Below are 26406 nucleotides of genomic sequence, written 5' to 3'. Positions count from 1 at the left end.
ACAGCAATCGTCTATCCGCTAGTGACTTGTTGGAAAACGGCCTTTTATTCTAGCGAAATTAATTCATCCTATCTCATATCTTATGCCTTATGGCCCAGTCGTTAGGGGACAACAATGCCCATTATAAGGTAGTCATATCGCCCATTATGACCATATGTGTAGCCTATCGTGACTATATGTGTGGGTTTACGCCTGTACAGGCGTGGGTGAACGGGACTATATGTGTAATCTAACGAGGGTATTCTTATCGAAAAACGGGTCTTTTTGCGTGGAAAAGGCGTATAAATGCCTGCTTTCTCCTTCATGTTCTCGTTTATAGAGCTTTTCTAAATAAAGGTGATGTTATATAAAAGGGGTTATTACTAATAAATAGTTAACATTCCTTGGCTTTTGCTTACGTCTCTGTAAATAGGGGAAAGTGAACCATTATATTTCCGGCTAAATATAAGGTGAAGCATTTCCTATCAATAACTTTCATTACCTTTGCGCCCGCTAAAAATAAACAAATGAGATGAAATCTACTTTATCAATTTCTTCCTTATCCAGACAAGTCCTGCTTCGGGAGACACGGGACTATTTAATGATCGCTCTTGGGATGATCCTTTACGGTATCGGATGGACCGTTTTCCTTTTGCCGAATGACATTACGACAGGTGGAGTGCCGGGTATCGCTTCCATTGTTTTCTGGGCTACGGGATTTCCCGTTCAGTACACTTACTTCCTCATTAATGCCGTCTTGCTGATGCTGGCCTTGAAAATATTAGGTTTTAAGTTCAGTATCAAGACGATCTTCGCCGTGTTTACGCTTACTTTCTTCCTGTCGCTGATCCAGAAGTTGACGGCCGATATGCATTTATTACAAGACCAACCGTTTATGGCATGTGTGCTGGGAGCCTCTTTCTGCGGAAGTGGTATCGGTATCGCTTTCTCCTCGAACGGTAGTACGGGTGGAACGGATATTATTGCCGCTATCATCAATAAATACCGGGATATAACGCTGGGACGGGTCATGATGATCTGCGATATGATTATTATCACCTCCAGTTATTTCGTGCTAAAGGATTGGGAGAAAGTGGTATATGGTTTCGTAACGTTATATGTTTGTAGTTTCGTGCTGGATCAGATCGTGAACAGTGCCCGCCAGTCCGTGCAATTCTTTATCATCTCGAAGAAGTATCAAGAGATTGGTAAGGAGATTAATGCGTTGCACCGAGGGGTTACGGTGATCGATGCTACCGGGTTATATACGGGGCAAGAACAGAAGATGATGTTCGTGCTCGCTAAAAAACGGCAATCCACTACGATTTTCCGTATCATTAATGATATTGATCCGACCGCCTTTGTATCCCAAAGCGCCGTAATCGGGGTTTATGGGGAAGGATTCGATCATTTTAAACTAAAGAAATCAAAGTAGAGACGGGGCACGCCCCGTCTCATCCCCTCAAAATAGTAACTAGGGTTGCATGATAACTTCTACCCGGTTAGCCTGTCCCAAAAGCTTTTGGGCGAATGCCTTTATCTTCTCGGGAGTCAGCGCCTTAACAATCGACTCATAATCCGTATCGGTATCAAATCCTTTATAATAATAATCATCCAATACGTTCAACCAATAGCTGTTCTCCTGCAAGACTTCCGCATGACGTTTCAGCAGGTTATCCTGTGTTTTCTTGAAATCTTCTTGACGAGGGCCTACCTCGGAAAGCCGTTTCAACTCATTGCGGACAATCGTGTTCATCTGCTCCCACTTAGCCGGGTCCGTATCGAAGAATATCTGTAATGTCGTTCTTCCTTCCGGGAAAGGTGAGATTCTAGCGGATACACCGACACCATACGTTCCTCCTTCTTTCTCGCGTACCTTCTCGTAATATACCAAGTCCATAACTTGTTTCAATGCTGTAGCGGTGATGATATTCTCCAGATTGTACTCCATCTGTCCGGTATAGAGGTTGGCTACCGTTACTTTCGGGATTTCCATGGAGCGGTTGAATCGATTCATATAGTCTCCCTTACGCATCGATGGAACCTCCGCCGGATTTCCCTTCTCAATTTTTCCTTGAGATGGCAATGTCGCTAAATACTGCTCTATATACGGACGGATACTATCAATCTGGATATTACCTACAAACGTGAATACGAAACCGGAAGCATCCGAGAAGCGTTCCTTGCGCATCTCCATGATACGAGGATAACTGATATGTTCGAAATCTTGTGGACGAAGACGTGACGCACGAGGATTATCTCCGTAAACCGCTTTAGACAAAGAGTCGCTGAAAGCGACCATCGGATTTAACTCCATATTCTGCAATTGCGCTTTTGTCCGTGTCTCGAAAGATGCGTAGGCCTCCTCGTCCATGCGGGGAGCCGTGAAGCTAAGGTAAATTAACTCGAATAAGGTTCGCAAATCGGAAGGAGCGGCCATTCCGTTCACGTTCTCACTATCTTGACTGAGCGATAGGGCGCAAGATACCTTCTTTCCGGCCAGACGCTTACTTAGATCCGTGGCGGAGAAATTGCCCAATCCACCGATCTCGATCACGTCATTGAAAACTTTTAAGTTATCAATATCCTTCGTGCCGAATAAAGTGCTTCCTCCCGGGCTGGTAGCGGTCATGATGATCTCGTCTTTCTTGAATTCGGTAGGCTTTAATACCACCTTGATACCATTGCTTAAGGTAAATACTGTCGCTCCGAAGCGCTGACCGGTCTTTGTCTCCGTGATCCGGCCCGGGGTCGGCAAGGTCGGGACTAAAGGCTCGTTGGAGACAGTTTCCTTATAAGGCTCTACCGGCATCTGTCGTGCTTTGAGGAACGTACGGAGCAGGTTCTCCTCGGTCGGGTATTTTATACCTTCTTTATCCGGTCCGGTTAACCCGATCACGATATTATCCTCTCCGATCATATCTTGGATATATTGGTTGACTTGCTCTACCGGGATATTCTGGGCGATCTGGTTCAATAGCGTGTATTCCATCTCAATGCCCGGGATATAACCGCCGTTGGTGAAATGGTTCACGTATTCACGGACATAAGCGTCGTTCTTTTGGTTATTCCGCTCGTTGTAAGCGGACTCGTATTGTTTCAACACGTTGATGCGTGCCCGTTCATACTCGGATGGCGTAAAGCCATATTGTTTTACCCGTTGAGTCTCTTTGACTAGCGTGGTCAGTGTGGAATCGATCTCGCCTTCCTTGGCAAGAGCGGCTACGGTCCATGCTCCCTTGCTCTTCGCGATCATGAAATTATCATCGTCGTAGGCTTCCGCATAGATAAACGGAGGATTCGCTTGATGCAAGATGTCATCGAAACGCTCGTCCATGATTGACGCACATATTTGCTGGATATAGTCCTTTACCAATCCGGCAATCGTACGATTCAAGTCGTTGGGCAATTTATCGTGTTTATAGAAGATATAAAGGATCGTATTGGATGCCTCCTTGTCTTTGGCGATCGAGATCAGAGGTAGATCATTGTCGGGAACCGATACTTGTTCCCGTTTTGCCGGGTTGACCGGGGCAGGGACATCGGCGAACATCTTTTTGATCGTTGCCTCCACTTGATCTACATTTACGTCTCCCACGATGATAATCGCTTGCAAGTCCGGACGATACCATTTTTTGTAGTAAGCCCGCAACTCGTCCGGCTTGAAGTTCTCGATCACGTCGATCGAACCGATCGGCATCCGGTTCGCGTAACGGCTTCCCGGGTACATCTTGGGTAGTTGCTGCTCCCATAGACGAGTCTGGGCATCCTGTCGGGTACGCCATTCCTCACGGATGACCCCACGCTCTTTCTGGATAGCCGAGTCGGTCAAGGCTAGGAACCCGGACCAATCGTGAAGGATCAATAAGCAAGAATCAACCACGCCGCTTTTGTTGACAGGGGCGTTGGTAATCATGTAGACGGTCTCATCAAAGGAGGTATAGGCGTTGAAGTTTTCCCCGCTGCGCATACCTACACTCTCGATATATTCGTCCATCCCGTTATTCGGGAAGTTCCTACTGCCGTCGAAAGCCATATGTTCCAAGAAGTGAGCCAAACCTCGTTGATTCTCTTCCTCTAAGATGGAGCCTACGTTTTGGGCGATGTAAAAGTCTGCCCGGTCTTTGGGCTGATCGTTGTGACGGATGTAGTAGGTCAATCCGTTACTCAATTTCCCGTATCGAACCTTAGGATCGATCGGAAGCGGTTCGGGTTCCTGCATCTCTTGTGCCATCACTTGTGTGAAAGCGACGAAACAAAGCAGGATTGCCGTTAAGATAGAATGTCTTTTTATCATATTTGTTTCATTGATAGTGAATCTAGATCACAAAACTAGCAAAAAATCATAGAAAGAGCCCCTTATGGTGAAAAAAGGAGTATCCGATACGGAATACTCCTTTCTATCAAGATGAAACAGACGGGGGGCTGTTTGATACTCAACTATTCTATTAACACTTGAGTGATAAGGTTTGTTTAATATAATTCTAATCTATTCTATATAATTTATAGGGGAATGGAACGTTAGGTATTAAACGTAAATGATTACCTTTGCGGCCGACTGCCCGTGTGGGTATGCAAGTAGAAACAATTAATTATCACACTTATACAAAGTATGGGAAAGTACAAACTAATCAACAACGTGTTGGGGTGGGTCGTTTTTTTGATCGCTTCTACCGTTTATCTGATGACAATGGAACCCACCGCCAGTTTCTGGGATTGTGGTGAGTTTATCTCTTCGGCATACAAATTGGAAGTAGGTCATCCGCCCGGAGCTCCTTTCTTCATGTTAACAGCCAATTTATTTACGCAGTTCGCCTCGGACCCTTCCAAGGTGGCGGTGATGGTCAATACGATGTCCGCCCTCTTTAGCGGCCTGACGATCTTATTCCTTTTCTGGAGTATTACTCATTTGGCTCGTAAGATTATCGTGGAAGACGATAAAACGATGTCTCTGGGACAAATGATTACGATCATGGGTTGCGGTTTGGTAGGTTCTTTGGCTTATACGTTTAGCGATACATTCTGGTTTAGCGCCGTGGAGGGCGAGGTATATGCTTATTCTTCCTTGTTTACCGCCGTGGTATTCTGGTTGATCCTGAAATGGGAAGAAGCCGCCGATCGTCCGCATGCCGATCGTTGGATCGTGCTGATCGCTTATTTGATGGGTCTGAGTATCGGTGTCCATTTGCTGAACTTATTGTGTATCCCGGCTATCGTGCTGGTATATTATTATAAGAAATTCCCGAATCCAACGATGAAGGGTACGCTGATCGCTTTATTGGTGTCGTTCGCTATCGTGGGCTTGATGATGTATGGTGTCGTACAAGGCTTGGTTGAGGTTTGCGGTTATTTCGAGCTGTTGTTTGTCAATACGTTCGGTATGCCGTATAACTCGGGTGTATATGCGTTCGTAATTATCTTGGCGGCTTCCTTGATCTGGGCGATCTGGGAGACGATGCAAGACGAGATCCATCCGGTGCGGATGAAGATATCCTTTATCCTCTCGATCGTATTGTTGGGTATTCCGTTTATCGGTAGCGGTTACGTGATCGCCGTGATCCTCACGGCGGCCTTGACGGCTTATTTGTTCATGAGCAAGAAGGTAAATATCAAGATGCTGAATACGATCTTGGTCTGCTTGATGGTAATTGTAGTGGGTTATTCATCCTATGCCTTGACATTGATCCGTGCGACAGCCGATACGCCTATGAACCAAAACGCTCCGCAAGATATCTTTACCTTGCGTACCTATTTGGCTCGCGAGCAATACGGTAAGACTCCGTTGATCTACGGTCAGACCTATGTATCCGAGGTGAAGCGTGAGAACCAAGGCGGCACTTGCGTACCTGTATCGAAAGAGGGTGAGCCGACTTGGAGCCGTGTCATTAAGAAAGATAAAAACGAGAAGGATCATTATTATATCTCTCGTTACGATACGGAATACGAATACGTGGATGAGTTGAGTATGCTTTTCCCCCGTATGTATAGTAGCGACGGACGTCATGTGGCTGCTTATAAGGAGTGGGCACAAGTGAAAGGTACACCGGTGAAGTTCAACCGTTGCGGTGAGATGGTGACTGTGATGAAACCTACGTTTGCCGAGAATTTGCGTTATTTCTTCGCTTATCAGCTGAATTTCATGTATTGGCGTTATTTCATGTGGAACTTCTCCGGACGGCAGAACGATATACAAGGTAACGGTGAGGTTTCGAATGGTAACTGGATAACCGGTATTCCGTTTATTGATGAGGCTTTAGTGGGCCCGCAAGAGGATATGCCGTTCGATATCGTCAACAATAAGGGGCATAACGTATATTATATGTTACCGCTTCTGTTGGGTATCTTGGGGCTTCTATTCCAAGCTTATGCCGGAAAGAAGGGCATTCAGGGATTCTGGATCACGTTCTTCTTGTTTTTTATGACGGGTATCGCGATCGTGCTTTACTTGAACCAGACGCCGTATCAACCTCGTGAGCGAGACTATGCGTATGCCGGATCATTCTATGCGTTCTGTATATGGATCGGTTTCGGTGTGGCGGCCTTGGCGAAAGGATTGCAGAAGTATGGCAAGTTATCTCCGGTGATAGCGGGTTCTGTCGCTACGGTACTCTGCTTGTTGGTTCCTATCCAGATGGGTGCGCAGAACTGGGACGACCATGATCGCTCGAACCGTTATGTTTGCCGTGATTTCGGTGCGAACTATTTGGAATCTTGCGAGCCGAACGCTGTCATATTTACGAATGGTGATAATGACACGTTCCCGTTGTGGTACGCACAGGAGGTGGAAGGTATCCGTACGGATGTACGTGTATGTAATACGAGCTATTTGCAAACCGACTGGTATATCAACCAAATGAAGAAGCAAGCGTACGAATCCGATCCGCTTCCAATCTCTTGGCAACCGGAGGATTATGTGCAAGGTACTCGTGATGCCGCTTATGTATTCCCGATGACGGATAAATCGATTGATCTGAAGACCGCTCTTGATTTCGTTCGTAGTAACGATCCGAAGTTTAAGAAGATCCCGGGTATCAATCAAGAATTAGATTATATTCCTGCGCAGACATTGACGATGGGGGTAGATTCCGCTGCGGTTATGGCTGCCGGCGTGATCGATACCGCTAACTTGCCGTATTTGCAGAAAGAGATGAAGATTGACTTGAAAGGCAAGGATGTCTTGGGTAAGCAAGAGTTGATTATCTTGGATATGTTGCAGACGAATGACTGGAACCGTCCGATCTATTACGCGATTACCGTAAGCCCGGATCAGTTCGTGAAATTGGATCCGTACTTCCAGCAGACCGGTATGGCTTATCAGATCGTTCCGATGGAGACACAGGGAACTGTTCGTTCGATCAATACGGAGAAGATGTATGACAACGTGATGAATAAGTTCAAATGGGGTGGTGTCAATACGCCGGGTGTGTACTTGGATGAGAATGTAATGCGGATGTGCAAGAGCTATCGTATCGCATTGTTCAGCAAGCTGGCTGCCGCTTTGGTCGCTGAGGGCAAGAATGAGAAAGCACTGAACGTATTGGATAAGGCGATGGAAGTATTGCCTCCCGAGAATGTTCCGTTGGATTATAGCGCTCTTTCTTTAGGTGAGCTGTATTACGAGTTGGGCCAGAAGGAGAAGGCGGAGATGGTTTATAAAGGTATAGCGGACAATGCGTTGCGCAGTATAAACTGGTATTTCCGTTTGCGTCCGGGGCAATTATCATCTGTCGAGAGTGATTTAGGTCATAACTTGGCGGTTCTCCAAGAGGTATTGCGTGTGAGCAAACAATACAATCCGGAGTTCGCTAAGCCTTATCAAGAGGAATTTGATAATTACCGTATGGCGTACGGATCAGTGGCAAAAGACTAACAAAGTATGTTTATAGAACAACCGCCTTGGTTTTACAGGGCACTGTTCCCGGGGGTAACTTGGCGAATACCGGCAGAGAAGAAGTGTGTGTATCTCACCTTCGACGACGGCCCGATTCCCGAGGTTACCCCTTGGGTTTTAGATATATTGGATACGTATGGGATCAAGGCTACCTTTTTTATGGTAGGGGATAATGTACGTAAGCATCCCGAGGTCTTCCAGATGGTGATAGATCGTGGGCACCGTGTCGGTAACCATACGTTCAACCATATCCAAGGTATCAAGTTCTGGACGAAGAATTATTTGGCGAATGTGGAGAAGGCAGCCGAATATATTCCCGGCAATTTATTCCGGCCTCCTCATGGGCATATGCGTTTTCCGCAGGTAGTATGGCTTCGCCGCCATTATCATATCGTGATGTGGGACGTGGTCACCCGTGACTATAGCCCTCATATGACTCCGAACGGTGTCTTCAACGTGGTAAAGAACTATACCCGTAATGGTTCCGTTATCGTCTTCCACGATTCCTTGAAAGCCGAGCGTAATATGCGTGAGGCAATGCCCCGGGCTGTCGAATGGCTCTTAAAGGAAGGCTACGAGTTTAAAGTTTTTGAATAATGGGTATCTCCCAGTTTATAAAAGATAAAGCTATGGAATTAGGCTTTTCCGCTTGCGGTATCGCTGAAGTAGCGAAGGCCGGGAGCGAGGAGGCTTATTTTGACCAATGGATCGCGGAAGGCTACCATGCTGGAATGAAATACATGGAGAATCATCGGGAAATTCGTCTCAATCCGGATGGCTTGGTGGAAGGTGCCAAATCAGTTATCTCAGTAGCCTTGAATTATTATCCGAAAGTTCTCCGGAATCCGGCGGAACCTTATATCTCGTATTATGCGTACGGAGAAGATTATCACGGGGTCGTAAAGGATAAACTTCGCCAATTATGGAAAGCGATAACCGAGCATCATCCCTCCAACAATGAGGCCCGTGTATTCACGGACTCCGCCCCTCTGTTAGAACGTTATTGGGCTTGGAAAGCCGGTTTAGGATGGATCGGAAAGAATACGAATCTAATCATCCCGGGCAAAGGCTCTTTCTTTTTCCTTGGGGAGATCGTGACAACTTTGGTAGTCGATACCTATGATTCCCCCAAAAAGAATCACTGCGGTTCCTGCATCCGCTGTTTGAACGCTTGTCCTACCGGAGCCTTGGAAGGGCCGAAACGTTTGAATGCCCGTAAATGTATCTCTTATCTTACGATCGAGCATCGTGGAGAAATCCCTGTAGAGCAAGCCGTCCTTTTAGGTAACTGCGTCTATGGATGCGACACCTGCCAAGCCGTTTGTCCTTGGAACCGCTTCGCTATGCCTACGGCAGTAGCAGCCTTTCATCCCACCCCTTCTTTGCTCTCTCTTAAAAAAGACGACCTCAAGGCATTGAGCCGTGAGGATTATAATCGTATCTTTGCGCATTCGGCGGTGAAACGCGCCAAATATGAGGGATTATTACGAACAATACAATATCTAAAAGACTAAATTACCATGAGAAGAACATTTAACTTCTTGCTTCTTTTCTTCCTGTCGGTGATGACGGTAATGGCCGCTCCCGGAGATTTACAAGAGAAGCTTGCCGCCCTAAAAGGAATTAGTGGCATTGAAAAACTTCAATCCGATTATTATCCGGAGAAATATGTAGTACGTATTACTCAGCAGGTCGATCCGAAAGACCCCGCCGCCGGAACATTTACGCAACGGGTTATCGTAGGCCATGTAGGTTATGATCGTCCTACCATTATCGTGACCGAAGGATATGGAGCGGCTTATGCGCTCAATCCGAAATATCAGGAAGAACTATCTAAACTATTGAATGCGAACTTAGTGTTTGTGGAGTATCGTTATTTCTTGGAGTCGACGCCGGAACCTAAAAACTGGGATTATCTGACCGCCGAGAACTCTGCGTACGATTTACATAACGTCCGCAATACATTCAAGCAGATCTATCCGGAAAAATGGATCAGTACCGGTATCAGTAAGGGGGGACAGACTACAATGCTTTACCGTGCCTTTTTCCCGGACGACGTGGATTTCTCCGTTCCTTATGTCGGTCCGTTATGTAAAGGTGTAGAGGATGGCCGCCACGAACCTTTCTTACGTAAGGTAGGTACGAAAGCGGAACGCAAGAAGATACAAGATTTTCAATTGGAAGTCTTGAAACGTAAGTCCGATATGCTCCCTTTATTGGAGAGCTATTGTAAGAATAAGAACTTGACATTCCGTATCCCGATGCCCGAGGTATTGGATTATTGCGTACTGGAATATTCATTCGCTCTTTGGCAGTGGGGAACTTCGGTAAGTACGATCCCTTCCAAGTCTGCCGACGATCAGGCGCTCTTCGATCATTTGATGGAAATCAGCGGTCCTGATTATTTCGCCGAGAACCAGCCGAATATCTCTTTCTTCGTACAAGCCGCCCGTGAGCTCGGTTATTATGGCTATGACGTAAAACCTTTCAAGAAATACCTTACGATCGATAGTGCCCACGGATACTTGAACCGTATCATGCTTCCCGGGGAACTGGTCGATAAAGTAGACTTCCGTCCGGCTCTGTACCATAAGATCTATAACTTCTTGAAAGACAACGATCCGAAAATGATCTTCATCTATGGCGAGATCGACCCGTGGAGCGCAGCCATGGTTCCCGCTTTCAAAGGCAAGAAGAACGAGCAAATCTATATCCAGCCCCGAGGTAGCCATCGTGCCCGTATCGGCAATATGCCGGAGGATATGAAGGAGCGGATCCTTACACAGATGAATAAATGGCTGGCCGAGTAAAAATAGAGTAGCCTATTTTTTCCCTATAAATCCCCGTATTATTACTTATCGGTTGTAATACGGGGATTTGTTATGTATATTAAGATATTTCTCGTATATTACGCCCTATTAAAAACTAGATGAAATGTTTACCGGTTCGATGATGAAGTTGAAAAGCATATTATATGGGACGTTACCTTTTTACTATACCAAGGTGTTTGAGCCCTCTTCTCCTAAATTAGCGTATTATGATTATTTTCGAAAAAGAGGATATACACGTTATCCTTATGATTTCGCTGCGGAATATCTGGAGATGTCGATTGCCGTTCTGTGGGATAAGGAGAAAGAATTGCCTTATGTGATGCACCGGGGAAGTAAACGATTATATTTTCCGAGAGAGTATAGCACATCTAAGATCGAGAAATGCTATCGGGCTTTGTTGATCGAGCAAGACGTGAGGCATCCCCATCATTATGCGGATTCCGTGGAGGAGTTTAGGGGAAAGACACTCTTGGATATTGGTTCCGCTGAGGGATTTACCGCTCTGGATACCATCGAGGTTACTCGTTTTGTTTATCTTTTTGAATATGAGGATAAATGGATCGAGGCGCTTCAGGCTACTTTTGAGCCGTGGAAAGAGAAAACGATGATCGTAAAGAAATATATCAGCGATCATGACGATGACGTTAATGCTGCTTTGGATAATTTCTTGAAAGACAAGTCTCGAAAAGATATCTTCTTAAAAATGGATATAGAAGGTGCGGAATGTATGGCTTTACAGGGCTGTATGGAATTATTCGCGAAAGCGGATCACTTGGATTTCGCGATCTGTACGTATCATAAAGAAACTGATGTCGTCCAAATCCCGGCTTTTCTGGACCGGTTTAACTGTTCCTATTCATTTACCGATGGCTATATGTTCGTAAAACATAGTTTACGCAAATGCCTTGTCCGGGGAAGTTGTCAAGCTAGTTCCTGATAACTTTGAATCGTCTCCTTGCTGCCTTATTACCCGATATTCGTTACCTTTGCGAAAATATATATGTGGTATGAAAGAATTTAAAGTATTGATATCGGCTCTTTTCGTTTTGATACTTATGGCCTGCGGCGATAAGCGGACAGATGAGAGGATCGTTTCCGTGACGATTGAGCCGCAACGGTATTTCGCGGAGAAGATAGCCGGAGATAAATTTAAGATTAATTGTGTGGTTCCGGCAGGGCAAAGTCCGGAGACGTATGATCCTACACCGCAGCAAATGGTGCAGGTGGGTAGAAGCCAAGGCTATTTAAGGATCGGATCGATCGGGTTCGAACAGGCTTGGATGGATAATATCCGGAATAATAATCCGGGACTCAAGGTTTTTGACCTGTCCGAAGGAATTGATTTACTTAAAAGCCCCGAGGAAGAAGAGGAACATGATCACCACCACCATCATCATCCCGGAGGCGTCGATCCGCATACGTGGAGCTCTATCTCTGGAGCGAAGGTGATCGCCAAGAACACTTTGGATGCCTTTGTGTCTTTGGACCCGGAGAATAAGGAATATTACCAAGCGAATTATGAACAACTGACGAAAGAAATCGGAGAAACGGAAAAGACCGTTTCCGGTTTGTTACATTCTCTTGACAATAAGATATTTATTATTTACCATCCGGCCTTGACCTATTTGGCCAACGAATATGGCTTGACCCAGCTTTGCATCGAGATGGATGGAAAAGAACCGTCTCCCGCACAATTAAAGGAACTGGTCGAGACCGCACGGGAACATAATGCGAAAGTCGTGTTTATCCAACGGGAGTTTGACCAGAAGAACGCCGAGTTGATCGCGAAAGAAACAGGTTGCCGTCTGATCCCGATCAATCCGCTGGATTACGATTGGAGTAAGGAAATGATTCATATCGCAAAATCGTTAGCCGATGGACAAGCTGATTGAGTTGAGAGAGGTTACCGCCGGATACGGTAATAAGATCGCCTTACGTAACGTAACGCTGGATGTGTGGAAAAATGATTTCTTGGGAATTATCGGACCGAATGGCGGCGGAAAAACGACGCTTTTAAAGGTGATATTAGGTCTATTGCCTCCTATTTCCGGAACGATTCGTTTTTACGATGAAAATGTAGAGGTTCCTTCTTTGAAGATCGGTTATCTACCCCAAATGAGCCAGATCGATAAGAAGTTTCCGATCTCGGTACGGGAAGTGATCTCTTCCGGTTTATCCGCAGAGAAACCCTTGTTCCGTCCATTCAATAGATCCCAGAGAGAGCGTGTAGACGAGGTGATCGTACAGATGGGATTGGAGGAGTTGGCGGGCAGGGCCATCGGTGAGCTTTCCGGCGGCCAGTTGCAGCGGGTCTTATTGGGGCGTTCTATTGTCTCCCGTCCGCAGGTATTGATCTTGGATGAGCCTAATTCGTATGTGGATAAACGATTCGAGTCTCGTTTTTATCAGCTCTTGGAAGAGATCAATAAAGAGAGCGCTATCATCTTGGTTTCCCATGATATCGGTACGGTTCTGACGATGGTGAAAAATATCGCTTGTGTAAACGAGACTTTGCATTATCACCCGGGAGCGAATGTCTCCGAGGAATGGTTAGGCGAGAAATACGCTTGTCCGATCGAGTTGGTGGGGCATGGTGACTTGCCGCACCGAGTCTTGAAGAAACACCAACACGAATAATTCTTTTTCACGAATAACTCTATTTTTATGATACCACAAATCATTTGCTGGATAAGCTTGCCGGAGATCGGTTATATCGTAGGTATTGCCGTAATCCTGTTCGGATGTAAGGCCGTATCGCAAAACCCTTTCATCAGTAAGAAACAAAAGATTCTTTGGATGCTGACGATCCTGTTCTTGAATTGGATCGGGTTGTTGTGGTATTATTATACATTTTATATGAAAGAAAAATGAAGGACAGAAAGATATTGATAACCGGAGCGAGTGGTTTTATCGGCGGTTTCTTGGTAGAGGAGGCGCTTCGCCGTGGCTATGAGACGTGGGCGGGTATCCGTGCAGGTAGCAGTAAAGCGCATCTGCAAGATAAGCGGATTCATTTCATCGACTTGAAATATGGCGATCAGGAAGCGCTTACGGCTCAACTCTCAGACTTTGCCCGTGAGTATGGGGCATGGGATTATGTGATCCATAACGCCGGGTTGACGAAGACATTGGATAAGCGAAACTTTTTCCGTGTGAACGCCGAGAATACGCATCGATTTATCGAGGCTTTAGCCGCCGCCGGTTGCAAACCGAAGAAATTCCTCTTGATGAGCAGCCTAAGCAGCTATGGGCGAGGCGACGAGAAGACTTTCCGCCCGATACGCTTGGACGATCCGCAGCGGCCGGACACGGCTTATGGCCAAAGTAAGCTAGAGGCGGAGAACTACATCCGTAAACAAACCTATTTTCCTTACGTGATCTTGCGGCCTACAGGAGTATACGGGCCGGGTGAGAAGGATTATTTCATGGAAATACAAAGCGTAAAGTCGGGACTCGATTTCGCCGTAGGCGCTATTCCCCAACGAATCACGTTTATCTATGTAAAAGATTTAGCGACCGTGGCCTTCCTTTCCCTTGAGAAAGAGGAGATAGAGAACCGGCATTATTTTGTAGCCGACGGAGATGTCTACACGGATGAGTCTTTTGCCCGTATGATACAAGATATCTTAGGAAAGAAGCGGGTATTGCATGCCCGTATACCGCTGGGATTGGTGCGTATCGCTTGCCACTGTTCAGAATGGATCGGTAAGTTGTTGAAGAAAAGTATGACGCTAAATAGTGATAAATACATCATCTTGAAGCAGCGTAACTGGATTTGCGATGTCACGCCTCTTCAAGATGATTTAGGTTTTATCCCGGCCTATCCTTTACGTAAAGGCTTGGAAGAAAGTATCGAATGGTATAAAAAGGAGGGGTGGTTGTAAGAATCACTCCACCTTCTCGATCTTACCGGAGCCCATTACCTTTTTTTGGATATCTTGGGGATCTCCTTTGTATTTTACGGAACCGCTACCGGCTATCTCTGCCTTGATTTTGTTTACGACAGAGGCTTCTATGTCTCCACTACCGGCAATCTTGCACTCAAGCTCATCCATGGTACAATCGAAAGCACGTACTGTACCGCTACCGGCGATCGAGAATTCAGCTATGCCTACGGTTCCCCCTAGAACGATCGTGTTAGACCCGGCCATATCCCCGTTTAATTCCTCACAATACACTTTATGGCCAACGAAATCTCCGCTACCGGCGATCTCTATCTTTAGGTTTGTAAAAGAGGCCGTGTCGTGGAATTGGATAATCCCGCTACCGGCTAATCCTGCCTCGAACTCCTCGGCTTGTAGAGGGGAATTTATATTTACATGGGTACTGCCTGCCGCCGCTAGTTTCTTTAGATTGCGGGAGTTGGCCGTAACCATGAACTCGGTCGGACGGAAATTCGTATGTTTCCTGAATTCTTTTTTCGGACGGATCTTAAGCTTATGGTTCTCTACATTAAACTCATATTTCTCGAAGATATTCCGGTCTGTCTTTATTTCCAAACCTTCAGGAGCGTCGGATTGCGTGTAATTCACGACCATGCCTCCTCCCTCTAACTCAAGACAGTCATACTCGGAAACCGGGATGTTTTCCGTGGTGATATTGCCGTCTCCTTTTATGGTTTGTGTAGGGATACAGCCTGTCGTAGAGAGGATCACCAGCAGACATAGGTATATAATTCTTGTTTTCATTCTTTTACTTCTTCTACGGTACCTTTACCGATTATTCTCTGTTGAACTGCTGTCGGGCCTTTATAACGGATATTTCCTTTACCGACTACGTTGGCCTTTAAATTATCGGTAGCATGTACTTCCGCTAAGCCATTGCCTGTTACTTTGCAACTTAGCTGAGGAACCGCTAACCCAAAAGCGTGTATATCACCACTGCTGACGATACTGTAGTCTCCTTCTTTCGCGTTACCTTTCTTGATCGTTATAGAGCCGGAGCCATCGATATCACATTCGATCTTGTCGGCTTCCAGATGATTGACAACCATATTTGCGCTACCGGATACATTTAAATCCAGTTTACCGACCGTAACTGTCTCTTTCAGTTGCACCAAGCTATTGGCGTTCGCCTTAATAACGGTCTCGTCTCCGGTAAGCGGACTGTTTACCATGAAGTTGGCATTCCCGGAAACTTTTGCGGCGGCAAGCCATTTAGAATTCGTCTTTACGATAAACTTCGTGAAATGATCTACCTTCGCTCCTTTGAAAGCGATGGTTAAGACACGATCCTTCACCTCGATATTGACATAGGGATGAAGATTCTGGTCTACGGTAACCTCCACGGTGGAAGGATCATCGGATTGCTCGTAATTGAAATCAATTACGCCATCCACCTTAATCTCGTTATAATCGGCGACAGAAATCTTTTTCGAGGTCAATTTACCATCGCCTTTTACATGATCTGCGGCCCAACCGGTAGTGACCCATCCTAGGAAAAATACCATTAATAAGATAGCCTTTGTTTTCATAAGTATCGTTTTTGTGATTCTACTTTTTAATTTAGACTCTATAAATAAAGAGTTGGTTACAAAAATAGCAAGAAAAAGCTACCGGATATCACATCTAGTAGCTTTTTTAAATTTGATAATGTGTGTATTGAAAAAAATGTGTGTGTTCGATCAATTTGCGCCTTGAATGGATCCAGAGCCGGACTTTGATTTATTCACGTTCGCCGGGCCTTTATAGCGGATGTCTCCACTGCCCGAAACCGATAGGTTCATGTTATCTTTGGCATAAACACGGGCATCTCCGCTACCGCTTACCGAGCAACTCAAATCATTGACAGATAAGTCGTATGCTTTTATATCTCCACTGCCCGATACGGAATAGCGGGCCTCGTCCGCCTTACCTTTCAAGGTGATGTCTCCGGAGCCTGAAACCTTGCTGGTAAGATTCTTGCAGTCCAAATCTTCAAAAACCAGATCGCCGGAGCCGGATACCGAGAACTCACCTAATCGTAATTTCACGTTATGTGGGAACTTTACGTCGCTGGAGCCGGAAATCTTGATTTCCAGTTGATCCTCGGAAAAAGCGTTCTGCGCCTCAAAATCCATCGGGCCGGAAGTCTTTAAGTATTTCAGAGTCTTCGAGCTTCCTTCGATTACATACTGGGTCGGTTTGATACGGGTCCCGTCTTGTATGCGGATAGCTAACCGTCCGTTATTGGATTTGATCGAGAGGAGTGGGAATAGATTCTCGTCGATCGTAATTTTCAAGGAAGCGCTTCGTCCATGCGTATATTTGAATACCGGGAATTTCTTGTTGCTTCTATTTCCCCAAAAATTATTGCCGGAATATTCTATATTTCCACCCAGTTCGATCTCGCTATAGTTATCTACCGATATCTCTTTCGTAATTATATTCCCATTTCCTTCTACTTTACTAGCCTCTGCCATGAAGGCACAAAAGATGAGGGCTATTACCGCTACTAATTTTGTTTTCATCGTTCGTATGTATTAAATGTTTATTTGACTTTGTTGATCGAGCCGGAACCCATGATAGACTTACTGATCTCCGGATCTCCTTTATAATGGATCTCGCCACTACCTACGATATTAGCATCCAAGATTTGCGTGGCATATACGCTGATCTCGCCGCTGCTGGCGATATTACACTCTGCTTTACGTGCTTGGCAGTCAAAGGCTTTAATCTCACCACTTCCCGCTACATTGAATGAGGCACGATCTACGGTTCCTATTACCTCGATTTCCCCGCTGCTGGCGAGGCTGCAAGATAGGTTGTCCAGCTGTATATCCTTGGCGATGATATTTCCGCTACCGGCCATGTTACATTCAAGCTTGTAACCTTTTACGGGGCCTCTCAACTCAACGTTTCCACTACCGGCCATATTGATCTCCATCCGGTTTACTTTCGTCGGTTTGCTGATAATGAAACTGCCGGAACCTACCGTATTCAACTCTTTTAGTTCCTTGGAGTTGGATTTTATCTTGTAGACGGTCGGCCTCAAGTCGTAGGAGTTATTATTAAAACCTTTCTTGATAGATTTCGGATAGATCTTTAACGTACCGCCTTCTACTTCGGTCACGAGGTAATCAAATAAGTTCTCATCGATCGTTACGGATAGATAAGGCGCTTTATCCGACTGTTCATACTCGAAATCAGCGGAGCCGACGAACGTAATCTCGTCGTAATCGCTAATCTTTATCTCCCGGGTTTCCGGATTTCCATTTCCATCGATACGTCGGTCGGCGGCGAATCCGCAAACCGCGATCATCTGTATGCAGAATATAAAAAGTGATACTCTCGTCTTCATCGTCTTTAATTTTTTAGGTTCTTTTCTTAATAGACGAGCGAGTATCTGTAAGGGTTGCAGAAATAAGGGACTTTTTTCGAATAAGGATCAATTTATTCCGATTCTATCTAAAATGATTTCCCCTTTATCCTTTTTATTGAAGATAAAGCGGATTTCCTTCAGTTGGTCGATGGATAGGCTATCTCCTTGATTGAAGGAGGATAACGGAATCTCTACATACTGTAGTACTTTCTCAGAAACCTTCTCTTTTCCCAGCGAGAGTAAAGTACTACATTTCGTTAGCTCTGGTTTTAATAACGGAGGAAGCACATAGAATGAAGAGAAATCTTTTTTTACGCTTGTTTCGCCAAACGTTAATTCAAGCGTGAAATCTACCGCATCGATTGTATCCGAGTTATTCCCGATAAAGAAGAACAGATTCTTTACCGTGTTGATATCCAAAGAGGCTAAGGCCGCTGAATCTATTTGAAGCGTATATTCGGCCTGTTGGAGGGAATTCGTATCCTTTTTCTCCCATCCCAGATAAACAGCGGAGGTTAATTGGGATGTGCTCCCATCATCCTTCAGTATTAAGGCATCTTCTTCCCACGTTTTTAAGTTTTGCCCATGAATGCTACAGTCTTTCAATGTAGCTGTAGTTACATCCAGATCTTCTTCGTAATCGGCTATATATTTAAAACCGGAGTCTTCGTATTGGTTGAAATAATATCCTTTGGGAATGATAGCTTTCGCTAGGCGGTAATCTTTTAAGATCGATAGATTTTCTTTCTTGCCTTTTAATGAGGCGTCGAGAAATGCGGATATATAGGTTTGGGCGATCTTGCGTTGACCCTCACCGTCCATTAAAGGGGTCAGATTGAGGAGTGCCGAATAAGGGAAGGGTATATCTTTCCGCCCCCATGCGGTGCTGAATTGTCCATGATTGGCCGCATAGATATATAATACGGACTTGAAATGGAAATTCGTATCCGTGAAGTGAAGGTTGTTATATTTTCGGCTTCCTGCCATGGAAAACACATCTTGATCATACCCTCCCTGTAAAAGTAGATAATCGATATTCTCCAGCTCCAAAGGCTTATCTTTGTGCATGCTATAAAATGCGGTTGGAGCGATCTCTACGATTCCTTTGATGGAGAAATTGAAGTTGAAATCCTGATTGGCATCCTTGTAATATCTTTTTTGCTTGTTGATCACGGTCGCTAGAGGAGCGGCTTGCCCTCCTCTGGAATGTCCGACAAGCGCTATATTATCCATATCAACCGTTTGGTAAAAGGGGGTGTCTTCTTGTTGGTTCCATTCTCTCCAGCATTCCAGATGCTTTAGGATTAGCCAAGCTCTGGTGAATATCTCATTATGGCTATAATCCCCACTCCAATTGCTGTTTAGGAAATTCTCGTCTATCGAGGCGGCGATGTACCCTTTGCTTGCTAATAAAGTGGCGATATATTCGTAGCCGGGGTCTGAATATTCTTGCATAAGATGGTTACCGTGTACGAATATAACCAGCGGGAAAGGGCCTTGGCCCTCAGGATACCATACTCGTCCGTTGATCGGGTAATTGGAGGCGCCGAATCCCCAAAAGATTTCTCTTATCCAATTATCGAATCCGGAAGTCTGGTCGAAAAAGGGAGTGGCATCTACAGAGGAGGTTTTTATATCGCATGAGTTTGCGTATTCATCCCTGTTTTTATCATCCCCATTTCCATATGTCAATGTTTTTACTGTATAGGTTCCTTCGATGGTAGGATCAGGAGCGTTGAATGTAGGGGCTTTTTGGTTCCAATAATTTTCCGAGACCGGGGTCGTATGATCAAATCCTTCATTAGCCAAGAAGTAAACAACGCATGTGTTTAGCCCTAATACGATCAATATCAATGTGATTGATACTTTCTTCTTGATACCGATGTAAACAGAGTATCCTATTAAAGCACCACAAAGCAGTTCGAATCCGATAAACATCCGGCTAGTATCCGGATAAGGAAGAAATCCGACTAATATATAAGTAGATAAACAGATTCCGACAAACCAAGGATTGAATAATCTTATGATCTTAAAGCCCCATGTGCTTAGTAAGGCGAGCAGGCTTGATAGAATGCCCACGGTTATCAATGCGATACTAAGATCCGCGGCGATATTCCGATTTTCAGATAAGATAGGATGATAATTACGAGGTATAAGGTAAAAGTAGCCAATGCTCCTATAGTTGCTCCTTTCCATGATTTTTGGGCGGTCTTGATCATGGTGGCTTCGCAAGCCTGTAAAAAGGAGAAGATTGTGTTTTTTGTCATTCTAATTTGATTTTTTAGTTTAGACGGTGAAAGTAGAGAAGCCGTTACAAATATAAGAGGATTTTTTTTATAATTTTGTGTTTGATAAGAATCAAACAAAGGAATATGAAGACACTTATACACACGGACAAGGAACAGATCGAATCGATTATCCGTCAGAGCGATGTTTGCTTTGTGGGCATGGCGGATACAGATGGAACGCCTTATGTATTACCGATGAATTTCGGTTATAAGGATGGCGTGATTTATTTACACTCGGCGCAGGATGGACGAAGCATCTCTATATTGGAACGTAATCCGAAAGTCTGTATTACGTTTAGTATTGACCATGCCTTGGTTTTCCAGCACCCGGAGGTAGCTTGTAGCTACCGTATGCGTTCGAAGAGCGTGATCGCTTGGGGAAAGGTCGCTTACGAAGAGGATTTCGACAAGAAGGTGGAAGCCTTGGATATTATCATGAAGCAATATTCCGATAAGACTTTCCGTTATAGCGATCCGGCGGTCCGTAACGTGAAGATTTGGACGGTAGATATAGACGAGGTCAGCTGTAAGGAATTTGGTGCTCCTCATAAGAAATCTTATTAAATCAATAAATGATATGAAAAAACTACTTCTTTTATTCGTTCTATGTCTTTGTTTTCCGGTGGTTGACAAGGCTTGTACCTCCATTATAATCACTGGAAAGGCTACTTCCGACGGGCGTCCGTTGATGTGGAAACACCGGGATACCGGCGCTCCGTATAACCATATCGGTTATTTTGACGAAGGTGGCTATCGTTTTCTGGGGCTGGTAAATAGCGATGATCCGGAGGGAGCCGTGTGGACCGGAAGCAATGAGACGGGCTTCTCTATCATGAATACGGCTTCTTATAACTTGAAAGACGATGATATAAAGGAGATGGATCAAGAGGGAAACTTGATGCGAAAAGCCTTGAGAGTCTGTAAGACGGTGCAGGATTTCGAGCATTTCTTGGATACCTTGCCTCGCCCGATGCGTGTGGAGGCTAATTTCGGAGTGATCGATGCTTATGGTGGTGCGGCTTATTATGAGACGAATAATGAGCGATATTATAAGAAAGATGCGAATGATCCGAATCTGGCGCCGGAAGGTTACTTGATTTATACGAATTTCTCTTTCGAGGGGCGTACGGATGAAGGCAAAGGGTATGTACGTTATGAGAATGCGAAAAAGATCTTTAAGGAAATGCGGGACGGAGGATTTACTCCTCAGCGTATCTTTCAACAGGCTTCCCGCTCTTTTTATAATAGCTTGCTGGATATCGATTTGATGGACAAAGAGCAAAGTCCGAACAATCGTACGGGTTGGTTTGTGGAGCAGGATTTCATCCCTCGTCTGGAAAGTACGGCCTCTATCGTAATCCAAGGCGTGAGATCCGGCATGAATCCGGAATTGACAACGATGTGGACTGCCTTGGGATATCCTCCTACCTCTGTCGCTATTCCTCTTTGGGTGAAAATGGGAAAGGAGCAAAGCGCTTTAGTTACTTACGACGCATCCTATAAAACAGCCCTATTAGATTGGTATTCCGTTCAATTACAGAAGAATGTCTACTCCATACATCGTGGTAACGGCCAAAAGTATTTGCATTGGCAACTGTTATGGAATGATGACCAATCTGGTTATATCCAACAGCTTCGTGCGGTAGAGAACCGGATTTTCGATTTATTCGACGCTCATAAGACGGAGTGGGAGCAAAATGGATTGGATACAAAGGAAATACAACGGCTGTATAAGGAAGTCGATAAGCTCGTAAATAAAGCCTTCTTGGGGCTTCAAAAATCATAACCATAAGGTATTTTGTTGATAGTGAAAAATACAGTAAGTATTTAAAATATACGTATTGATAATGTCTTTATAATCAGATTGATAAAAAGTTGATGATGTTTCCGGAAAAACATGTACGTGTTTTTCCGGAAACACGTACGAGAATTTGTGAAAACACGTACGTGTTTTGGGAAACAGATAATGAGGTTTTAAATGCATTTGGAAAAATGTACAATAACTATGTGGAAAATAAACACTGTATCCCCTTCTAATTATCGAAAGTTTTTAGGGTTATATCCCAACAGGCCTTTTTCCCAGTACTACTCCTTCTTTTGTAGAATATATACTTCAACTGCTCTAGGAGATATACTTCATAGGCCAAGGAAGTAGTACTTCTCGTGAATTCCGATTGTGCGCTTAGGAAAACTTGTGCAGTTGGCGTATTTCAAAAAGTTACGTATATTAGCGGTCTGAATCTAATATGAAAAACATGAGAAAACTATATTATTTAGTGATGATAAGTGTGGCTTCCATTTTGACCGCATGCGAGAATCGATCGGAAGAGTGGGACGTGGTGGATTTCGGAAACGATTGTACGGTTGGCTTGCAGGAACATTTGGAATGCAGATTCATTCCTTTGGAGACGAAGGATAGCGTGCTGTTAAAAGATCTCTACCGGGTTTGCTGGGTGGACGATCGTATTTTTGTATTCGATAGAAGTGATGAGATAAATGCGCTTTTTGTATTCAGTGATCAAGGAAATTTTATTACTCGTGTAGGCTTGCGGGGACAAGGGCCGAAAGAGTATCTTTATCTAACTCACTTTTTCGTGGATGAGAAAGAGCGAATCTTGACATTGGTGGATTTTGGTGGGACGGCCTTATTGCGTTATGATCTGGATACCTATCAATATATATCCACGCAAGATGTAGCTGATTATTTTGTGGACTGCGCCCCTTTGGATAAGGAGAATTGGATTTGGTATTATCCTTTGGGATTTGCGACACCGCAAAGGGAAAACTTCTATCTGAAAGCCACGGACAGGAAAGGAGAGCAAGACGCATTGTTGGGATCGGCTTATTTCACGTCCGGCCATACGATCAATGGGAGCAAGACGTTGCATGCCTTTGCTGGGGATTGGTATGCGCATTTCCCCTTTACCCCCGAAGTATGGAAAGTGAAGGACGGGATGTTGGAGCCTGCTTATAAAGTTCGCTTCGGAGATAAAAGTATGCCTCCTATCGAGTATGTCAAGGAGAAAGGGAGAGGCGGGAGAGATTTCTCTGGCGATCTGTTTCGCTCCGGCTATGTAAATTCTTTTGGGCTGCTGGAGACCGAACGGATCCTGCATGCGACCTATATGTGCGATAAGGTAACTTACTTCGGATTTTATGACAAGGATAGGAAAGAGGCATTCTCGTATGCGTTCCCCAACTTCATAAGGGCTACGGGGTTGACAGGCTTTTACGGTATTTGCGGAGTGTATAAAGATTATTTTATCGGGAAGATCAGTTCGACGGTGCTGTTGCGTAATCAGATACATTATGAGGATTTGAGACGGATAGCGGAGAATCGTACACAGGACGATAATCCGATCTTATGTTTATTTAAAATAGAAAGGTCATGAGAGTATTGTATGGGATTATTGTATTCTTCGCTTTGTTTCTTCTCGCTTGTTCCGATGCAGAAAGAGAAGAAAAACGGCTGGAGGGAAATTTGTTAATGAAAGGGGATTCTGGTGTATGCTATGATGGGATTGGTCTTACCGAGTCTTATTTGGTGTTGTTGGCTCGTGGGTGTGATACGATCATTCAAGTATTCGACAAAGATGATTTGTCGCACCTGCATGCGTTTGCGTTGAAAGGATATGGTGCCACTTATTTCTCTAATCCGGAGTTTATGAAGTCAAATACAAAAGAACCCGCCGGAAAGGATGAGTTCTGGATCGTGGATAACCAACTTACATTTAATAAGATGCAGGTGCTGGCGGATTCTTTGCGTTTTGATCGGAAATATATACTAATACCCGAACTTGTTCCCTCTACGCATTATAATGTCACCACGAAAGAAGTTTATGCGGTTCCGATCGTAGAGAAAAATGTTTATGGTCCTTTCTGTTATGCGAATCGGGAAGAGGGAATTTATTGGGTGGAGCCACCAAAAGTAGCAAGAACGTATCGTTCTTGTAAGCACGTCGCTTATTTGCCTAATCTTTGTGTGAATGAGCGGCAAAACAGTGTGGTTGCTGCCTTGCGTTTCTTCAACCAAATTGATTTTTACGATTTGAAGGGAACTTATCAAAGGAGCTTTACGTATGGGAAGGAGCCTATCGTGCCTTTACTGAAGAAGAATGATACCCAAGTGGATGTTCTTGGAACGACAAAATGCTTTATCGATATATTCGGTACGGATCGGTATGTGTATTGCTTGTACGATGGTTCTGTGGATTTTTCGAATTTATCCACATTGCTGGTTCTTTCTTGGGACGGCCAATTAAAGAAACGATTGAATTTTGATCGTTCAATAAAGAGGATTGCCGTAGACCCTTCCGATGGTTTTCTGGTCGCCTTGGCTCTTGATGAAAGTGGAGCATTGGATGTGGTAAAATACCTGTTGTAAATGATATTCTTGACAGGCTGAAACTCCGTTTTCTCGAAAGCGAGTTTCTGATTGGAGATGTAAATAACTTGTGGAAGACAAGAATAGTAATTATCTTTGGAACAAAAGTGAAAAGATAATGACAAACAGTATCGTACGCAAACTGCCGATAGGTATACAGACCTTCGAGAAGATAAGGGAAGGGAATTATGTATATGTGGATAAGACGGAATGGGTGTGGCGGATGGCCTCGTTGGAGACACCGTTTTTCCTAAGTCGTCCCCGTAGGTTTGGAAAGAGCCTTTTGCTTTCTACTTTTGAGGCTTATTTTAAAGGAAGAAAAGATCTGTTTAAGGGATTGGCTATCGAACGGTTGGAACAGGATTGGATTGAGTATCCGGTGATCCATTTGGATTTGAATGCCAAGAAATTTGATACAGGGGAGGATCTGATTCGTCTTGTGGATAGGCAGTTGCTTGTTTACGAGGCTATATATGGTTCTAGTGATGCGGATGAGACGATTGATGACCGTTTGTTTACCTTGTTACGCTTGATTTGTGAACAGACAGGAAAACGGGTGGTCGTTTTAGTGGATGAGTATGATAAGCCTCTTTTGCAATCATTTGATAATGAGAAATTGCAAGAGGAGTATCGCCTAATGTTGAAAGCGTTCTATGGGGTGTTGAAAAGTGCGGATCGCTATTTGCGCTTTGTATTCCTAACCGGGGTGACAAAGTTCTCTCAAGTTAGCGTGTTTAGTGACTTGAACCAGTTGAACGATATTAGCATGGACTGGCAATTCGCAACGCTTTGTGGCATAACACGGGAAGAGTTAGCGACGAATTTTGTACCGGAGATAGAAGCCTTCGGGAAAAAGAATAATTGGTCGTTTGTTGAGGTGGTAGAGCGGATGGAACGTAATTATGATGGGTATCATTTCCATCAAGATGGAGTGGGAGTGTTTAATCCGTTCAGTGTACTGAATGCGTTCAATAAGCTGGAGTTGGAGAGTTATTGGTTTCAGACGGGTACGCCGACCTTTTTGGTGAGCCTCCTCCGTAAAAGTAATTATGATTTACGGCTTTTGATAGATGGTATCGAGGCGCCTGCTGCTTCATTCACTGAATATCGAGTAAACACCAATAATCCGATTCCGTTGATTTATCAGAGTGGATATTTGACGATAAAGGATTATGATCGGGAATTTCGTAATTATTTATTGGAATTTCCGAACGAAGAAGTAAAATATGGTTTTATTAATTTCTTAGTCCCTTACTATACCTCCATTTCCAAGGAAGAGCAGAGTTTTTATATTGGTAAATTTGTACAAGAATTACGGACAAAGGATATAGATGCTTTCCTTTCCCGTCTCCAAGCTTTCTTCGCTGATTTCCCGTATGAGTTGAACGATAAGACCGAACGTCATTATCAAGTGGTTTTCTATTTGGTCTTTAAGTTGATGGGGCAATTTACTGAGGCGGAGGTGCGAAGTGCCAGAGGACGTGCGGATGCGGTGGTTAAAACACCAAAATACATTTACGTCTTTGAGTTCAAGTTGAACGGAACCGCCGAGGAAGCCATATGGCAAATCGATGAGAAAGGTTATTTGATTCCCTATCAGGCGGATGGGCGTAAGTTGATAAAGGTTGGCGTGGAATTTAGCGCTATAGAACGTAATATTAGTCGTTGGCTGTATTTTTGATGCCTCTTCGTGAAGGTGTTCTCAAATAAAATACTATTTTTGCGCATTATAAA

General features: G+C 44.4%; 21 protein-coding genes. 15 read left to right on the top strand and 6 right to left on the bottom strand.

Going from position 1 to position 26406, the window contains the following annotated elements:
* The first annotated feature begins 511 nt into the window (after window positions 1–511).
* Complete coding sequence (locus D7V92_RS08595; RefSeq protein ID WP_005863632.1) at window positions 512–1414, top strand: YitT family protein; 903 nt, start codon at window positions 512–514, stop codon at window positions 1412–1414.
* 39 nt (window positions 1415–1453) lie between these two features.
* On the opposite strand, the gene D7V92_RS08590 is transcribed toward D7V92_RS08595, so the two are convergent.
* Window positions 1454–4276, bottom strand: coding sequence for a pitrilysin family protein (locus D7V92_RS08590; protein ID WP_121772692.1), 2823 nt, complete (start codon window positions 4274–4276; stop codon window positions 1454–1456).
* Window positions 4277–4591: 315 nt separating this feature from the next.
* Here D7V92_RS08590 and D7V92_RS08585 point away from each other — a divergent pair, with 315 nt between their 5' ends.
* The 9 genes from D7V92_RS08585 (at window position 4592) to D7V92_RS08545 (ending at window position 14585) form a co-directional block, all read left to right on the top strand.
* On the top strand, window positions 4592–7849 hold the full coding sequence (locus tag D7V92_RS08585; protein WP_121772691.1) for a DUF2723 domain-containing protein: 3258 nt from the start codon (window positions 4592–4594) through the stop codon (window positions 7847–7849).
* 6 nt (window positions 7850–7855) lie between these two features.
* Entirely contained in the window at window positions 7856–8467 is a 612-nt protein-coding gene (locus D7V92_RS08580) for a polysaccharide deacetylase family protein (protein WP_121772690.1), read from the top strand.
* Complete coding sequence (gene queG / locus D7V92_RS08575) at window positions 8467–9384, top strand: tRNA epoxyqueuosine(34) reductase QueG (RefSeq protein ID WP_121772689.1); 918 nt, start codon at window positions 8467–8469, stop codon at window positions 9382–9384. Before D7V92_RS08580 ends, queG begins: the two co-directional genes overlap by 1 nt.
* A 6-nt stretch (window positions 9385–9390) precedes the next feature.
* On the top strand, window positions 9391–10680 hold the full coding sequence (locus D7V92_RS08570) for a S28 family serine protease (RefSeq protein WP_121772688.1): 1290 nt from the start codon (window positions 9391–9393) through the stop codon (window positions 10678–10680).
* A gap of 139 nt (window positions 10681–10819) precedes the next feature.
* Window positions 10820–11638 carry an FkbM family methyltransferase gene (locus tag D7V92_RS08565; RefSeq protein WP_227793785.1) on the top strand — a complete coding sequence of 273 codons (819 nt, stop codon included), beginning with the start codon at window positions 10820–10822 and terminating at the stop codon, window positions 11636–11638.
* Between the two features lie 70 nt (window positions 11639–11708).
* Window positions 11709–12593: a metal ABC transporter solute-binding protein, Zn/Mn family gene (locus D7V92_RS08560; protein ID WP_121772687.1), complete on the top strand. Its 885-nt coding sequence runs from the start codon at window positions 11709–11711 to the stop codon at window positions 12591–12593.
* Complete coding sequence (locus D7V92_RS08555) at window positions 12577–13338, top strand: metal ABC transporter ATP-binding protein (protein WP_008773137.1); 762 nt, start codon at window positions 12577–12579, stop codon at window positions 13336–13338. The genes D7V92_RS08560 and D7V92_RS08555 overlap by 17 nt, the downstream gene beginning before the upstream one ends.
* 27 nt (window positions 13339–13365) lie before the next feature.
* The gene (locus D7V92_RS08550; protein WP_005860253.1) at window positions 13366–13572 is read left to right on the top strand and encodes a hypothetical protein; all 207 of its coding nucleotides are present in this window, start codon (window positions 13366–13368) and stop codon (window positions 13570–13572) included.
* A complete protein-coding gene (locus tag D7V92_RS08545; RefSeq protein WP_121772686.1) occupies window positions 13569–14585 on the top strand; it encodes an NAD(P)-dependent oxidoreductase in 1017 nt (338 codons plus the stop codon). The genes D7V92_RS08550 and D7V92_RS08545 overlap by 4 nt, the downstream gene beginning before the upstream one ends.
* Before the next feature lie 3 nt (window positions 14586–14588).
* Here D7V92_RS08545 and D7V92_RS08540 read toward each other — a convergent pair whose 3' ends face one another.
* The 5 genes from D7V92_RS08540 to D7V92_RS08520 all read right to left on the bottom strand — a co-directional run bounded on the left by D7V92_RS08540 (window position 14589) and on the right by D7V92_RS08520 (window position 20196).
* Entirely contained in the window at window positions 14589–15389 is an 801-nt protein-coding gene (locus D7V92_RS08540; protein ID WP_005863614.1) for a head GIN domain-containing protein, read from the bottom strand.
* Window positions 15386–16174, bottom strand: a complete 789-nt coding sequence (locus D7V92_RS08535; protein WP_005860248.1) for a head GIN domain-containing protein — start codon at window positions 16172–16174, stop codon at window positions 15386–15388. The genes D7V92_RS08540 and D7V92_RS08535 overlap by 4 nt, the downstream gene beginning before the upstream one ends.
* A 150-nt stretch (window positions 16175–16324) precedes the next feature.
* Window positions 16325–17149 carry a head GIN domain-containing protein gene (locus D7V92_RS08530; protein WP_005863610.1) on the bottom strand — a complete coding sequence of 275 codons (825 nt, stop codon included), beginning with the start codon at window positions 17147–17149 and terminating at the stop codon, window positions 16325–16327.
* 20 nt (window positions 17150–17169) lie between these two features.
* Window positions 17170–17979, bottom strand: coding sequence for a head GIN domain-containing protein (locus D7V92_RS08525; RefSeq protein WP_008773133.1), 810 nt, complete (start codon window positions 17977–17979; stop codon window positions 17170–17172).
* Window positions 17980–18066: 87 nt separating this feature from the next.
* The gene (locus D7V92_RS08520) at window positions 18067–20196 is read right to left on the bottom strand and encodes an alpha/beta hydrolase (protein WP_233572820.1); all 2130 of its coding nucleotides are present in this window, start codon (window positions 20194–20196) and stop codon (window positions 18067–18069) included.
* Window positions 20197–20372: 176 nt separating this feature from the next.
* Here D7V92_RS08520 and D7V92_RS08515 point away from each other — a divergent pair, with 176 nt between their 5' ends.
* The 5 genes from D7V92_RS08515 (at window position 20373) to D7V92_RS08495 (ending at window position 26353) form a co-directional block, all read left to right on the top strand.
* On the top strand, window positions 20373–20852 hold the full coding sequence (locus D7V92_RS08515) for a pyridoxamine 5'-phosphate oxidase family protein (protein ID WP_005860241.1): 480 nt from the start codon (window positions 20373–20375) through the stop codon (window positions 20850–20852).
* Window positions 20853–20865: 13 nt separating this feature from the next.
* Entirely contained in the window at window positions 20866–22074 is a 1209-nt protein-coding gene (locus tag D7V92_RS08510; RefSeq protein WP_121772685.1) for a hypothetical protein, read from the top strand.
* Between the two features lie 469 nt (window positions 22075–22543).
* Window positions 22544–23680: a 6-bladed beta-propeller gene (locus D7V92_RS08505; RefSeq protein ID WP_121772711.1), complete on the top strand. Its 1137-nt coding sequence runs from the start codon at window positions 22544–22546 to the stop codon at window positions 23678–23680.
* A complete protein-coding gene (locus D7V92_RS08500) occupies window positions 23677–24672 on the top strand; it encodes a hypothetical protein (protein ID WP_036614523.1) in 996 nt (331 codons plus the stop codon). The genes D7V92_RS08505 and D7V92_RS08500 overlap by 4 nt, the downstream gene beginning before the upstream one ends.
* A 118-nt stretch (window positions 24673–24790) precedes the next feature.
* The gene (locus D7V92_RS08495; RefSeq protein ID WP_121772710.1) at window positions 24791–26353 is read left to right on the top strand and encodes an ATP-binding protein; all 1563 of its coding nucleotides are present in this window, start codon (window positions 24791–24793) and stop codon (window positions 26351–26353) included.
* Window positions 26354–26406 lie beyond the last annotated feature (53 nt).

This window comes from Parabacteroides sp. CH2-D42-20, assembly GCF_003670185.1.
Classification (GTDB): domain Bacteria; phylum Bacteroidota; class Bacteroidia; order Bacteroidales; family Tannerellaceae; genus Parabacteroides; species Parabacteroides distasonis.
The sequence above is the reverse complement of the archived record's forward strand: the minus strand, read 5'-3'. Positions and strand labels throughout refer to the sequence as shown.

What these genes read in the sequence shown, in the direction of transcription:
- D7V92_RS08570 (WP_121772688.1), top strand. Translation starts at nt 9,391, where the DNA reads ATGAGAAGAACATTTAACTTCTTGCTTCTTTTCTTCCTGTCGGTGATG.
- D7V92_RS08535 (WP_005860248.1), bottom strand. Translation starts at nt 16,174, where the DNA reads ATGAAAACAAAGGCTATCTTATTAATGGTATTTTTCCTAGGATGGGTC.
- D7V92_RS08525 (WP_008773133.1), bottom strand. Translation starts at nt 17,979, where the DNA reads ATGAAGACGAGAGTATCACTTTTTATATTCTGCATACAGATGATCGCG.
- queG (WP_121772689.1), top strand. Translation starts at nt 8,467, where the DNA reads ATGGGTATCTCCCAGTTTATAAAAGATAAAGCTATGGAATTAGGCTTT.
- D7V92_RS08585 (WP_121772691.1), top strand. Translation starts at nt 4,592, where the DNA reads ATGGGAAAGTACAAACTAATCAACAACGTGTTGGGGTGGGTCGTTTTT.
- D7V92_RS08590 (WP_121772692.1), bottom strand. Translation starts at nt 4,276, where the DNA reads ATGATAAAAAGACATTCTATCTTAACGGCAATCCTGCTTTGTTTCGTC.
- D7V92_RS08550 (WP_005860253.1), top strand. Translation starts at nt 13,366, where the DNA reads ATGATACCACAAATCATTTGCTGGATAAGCTTGCCGGAGATCGGTTAT.
- D7V92_RS08545 (WP_121772686.1), top strand. Translation starts at nt 13,569, where the DNA reads ATGAAGGACAGAAAGATATTGATAACCGGAGCGAGTGGTTTTATCGGC.
- D7V92_RS08560 (WP_121772687.1), top strand. Translation starts at nt 11,709, where the DNA reads ATGAAAGAATTTAAAGTATTGATATCGGCTCTTTTCGTTTTGATACTT.
- D7V92_RS08510 (WP_121772685.1), top strand. Translation starts at nt 20,866, where the DNA reads ATGAAAAAACTACTTCTTTTATTCGTTCTATGTCTTTGTTTTCCGGTG.
- D7V92_RS08495 (WP_121772710.1), top strand. Translation starts at nt 24,791, where the DNA reads ATGACAAACAGTATCGTACGCAAACTGCCGATAGGTATACAGACCTTC.
- D7V92_RS08555 (WP_008773137.1), top strand. Translation starts at nt 12,577, where the DNA reads ATGGACAAGCTGATTGAGTTGAGAGAGGTTACCGCCGGATACGGTAAT.
- D7V92_RS08565 (WP_227793785.1), top strand. Translation starts at nt 10,820, where the DNA reads ATGATGAAGTTGAAAAGCATATTATATGGGACGTTACCTTTTTACTAT.
- D7V92_RS08595 (WP_005863632.1), top strand. Translation starts at nt 512, where the DNA reads ATGAAATCTACTTTATCAATTTCTTCCTTATCCAGACAAGTCCTGCTT.
- D7V92_RS08500 (WP_036614523.1), top strand. Translation starts at nt 23,677, where the DNA reads ATGAGAGTATTGTATGGGATTATTGTATTCTTCGCTTTGTTTCTTCTC.
- D7V92_RS08515 (WP_005860241.1), top strand. Translation starts at nt 20,373, where the DNA reads ATGAAGACACTTATACACACGGACAAGGAACAGATCGAATCGATTATC.
- D7V92_RS08530 (WP_005863610.1), bottom strand. Translation starts at nt 17,149, where the DNA reads ATGAAAACAAAATTAGTAGCGGTAATAGCCCTCATCTTTTGTGCCTTC.
- D7V92_RS08580 (WP_121772690.1), top strand. Translation starts at nt 7,856, where the DNA reads ATGTTTATAGAACAACCGCCTTGGTTTTACAGGGCACTGTTCCCGGGG.
- D7V92_RS08540 (WP_005863614.1), bottom strand. Translation starts at nt 15,389, where the DNA reads ATGAAAACAAGAATTATATACCTATGTCTGCTGGTGATCCTCTCTACG.
- D7V92_RS08505 (WP_121772711.1), top strand. Translation starts at nt 22,544, where the DNA reads ATGAGAAAACTATATTATTTAGTGATGATAAGTGTGGCTTCCATTTTG.
- D7V92_RS08520 (WP_233572820.1), bottom strand. Translation starts at nt 20,196, where the DNA reads ATGGAAAGGAGCAACTATAGGAGCATTGGCTACTTTTACCTTATACCT.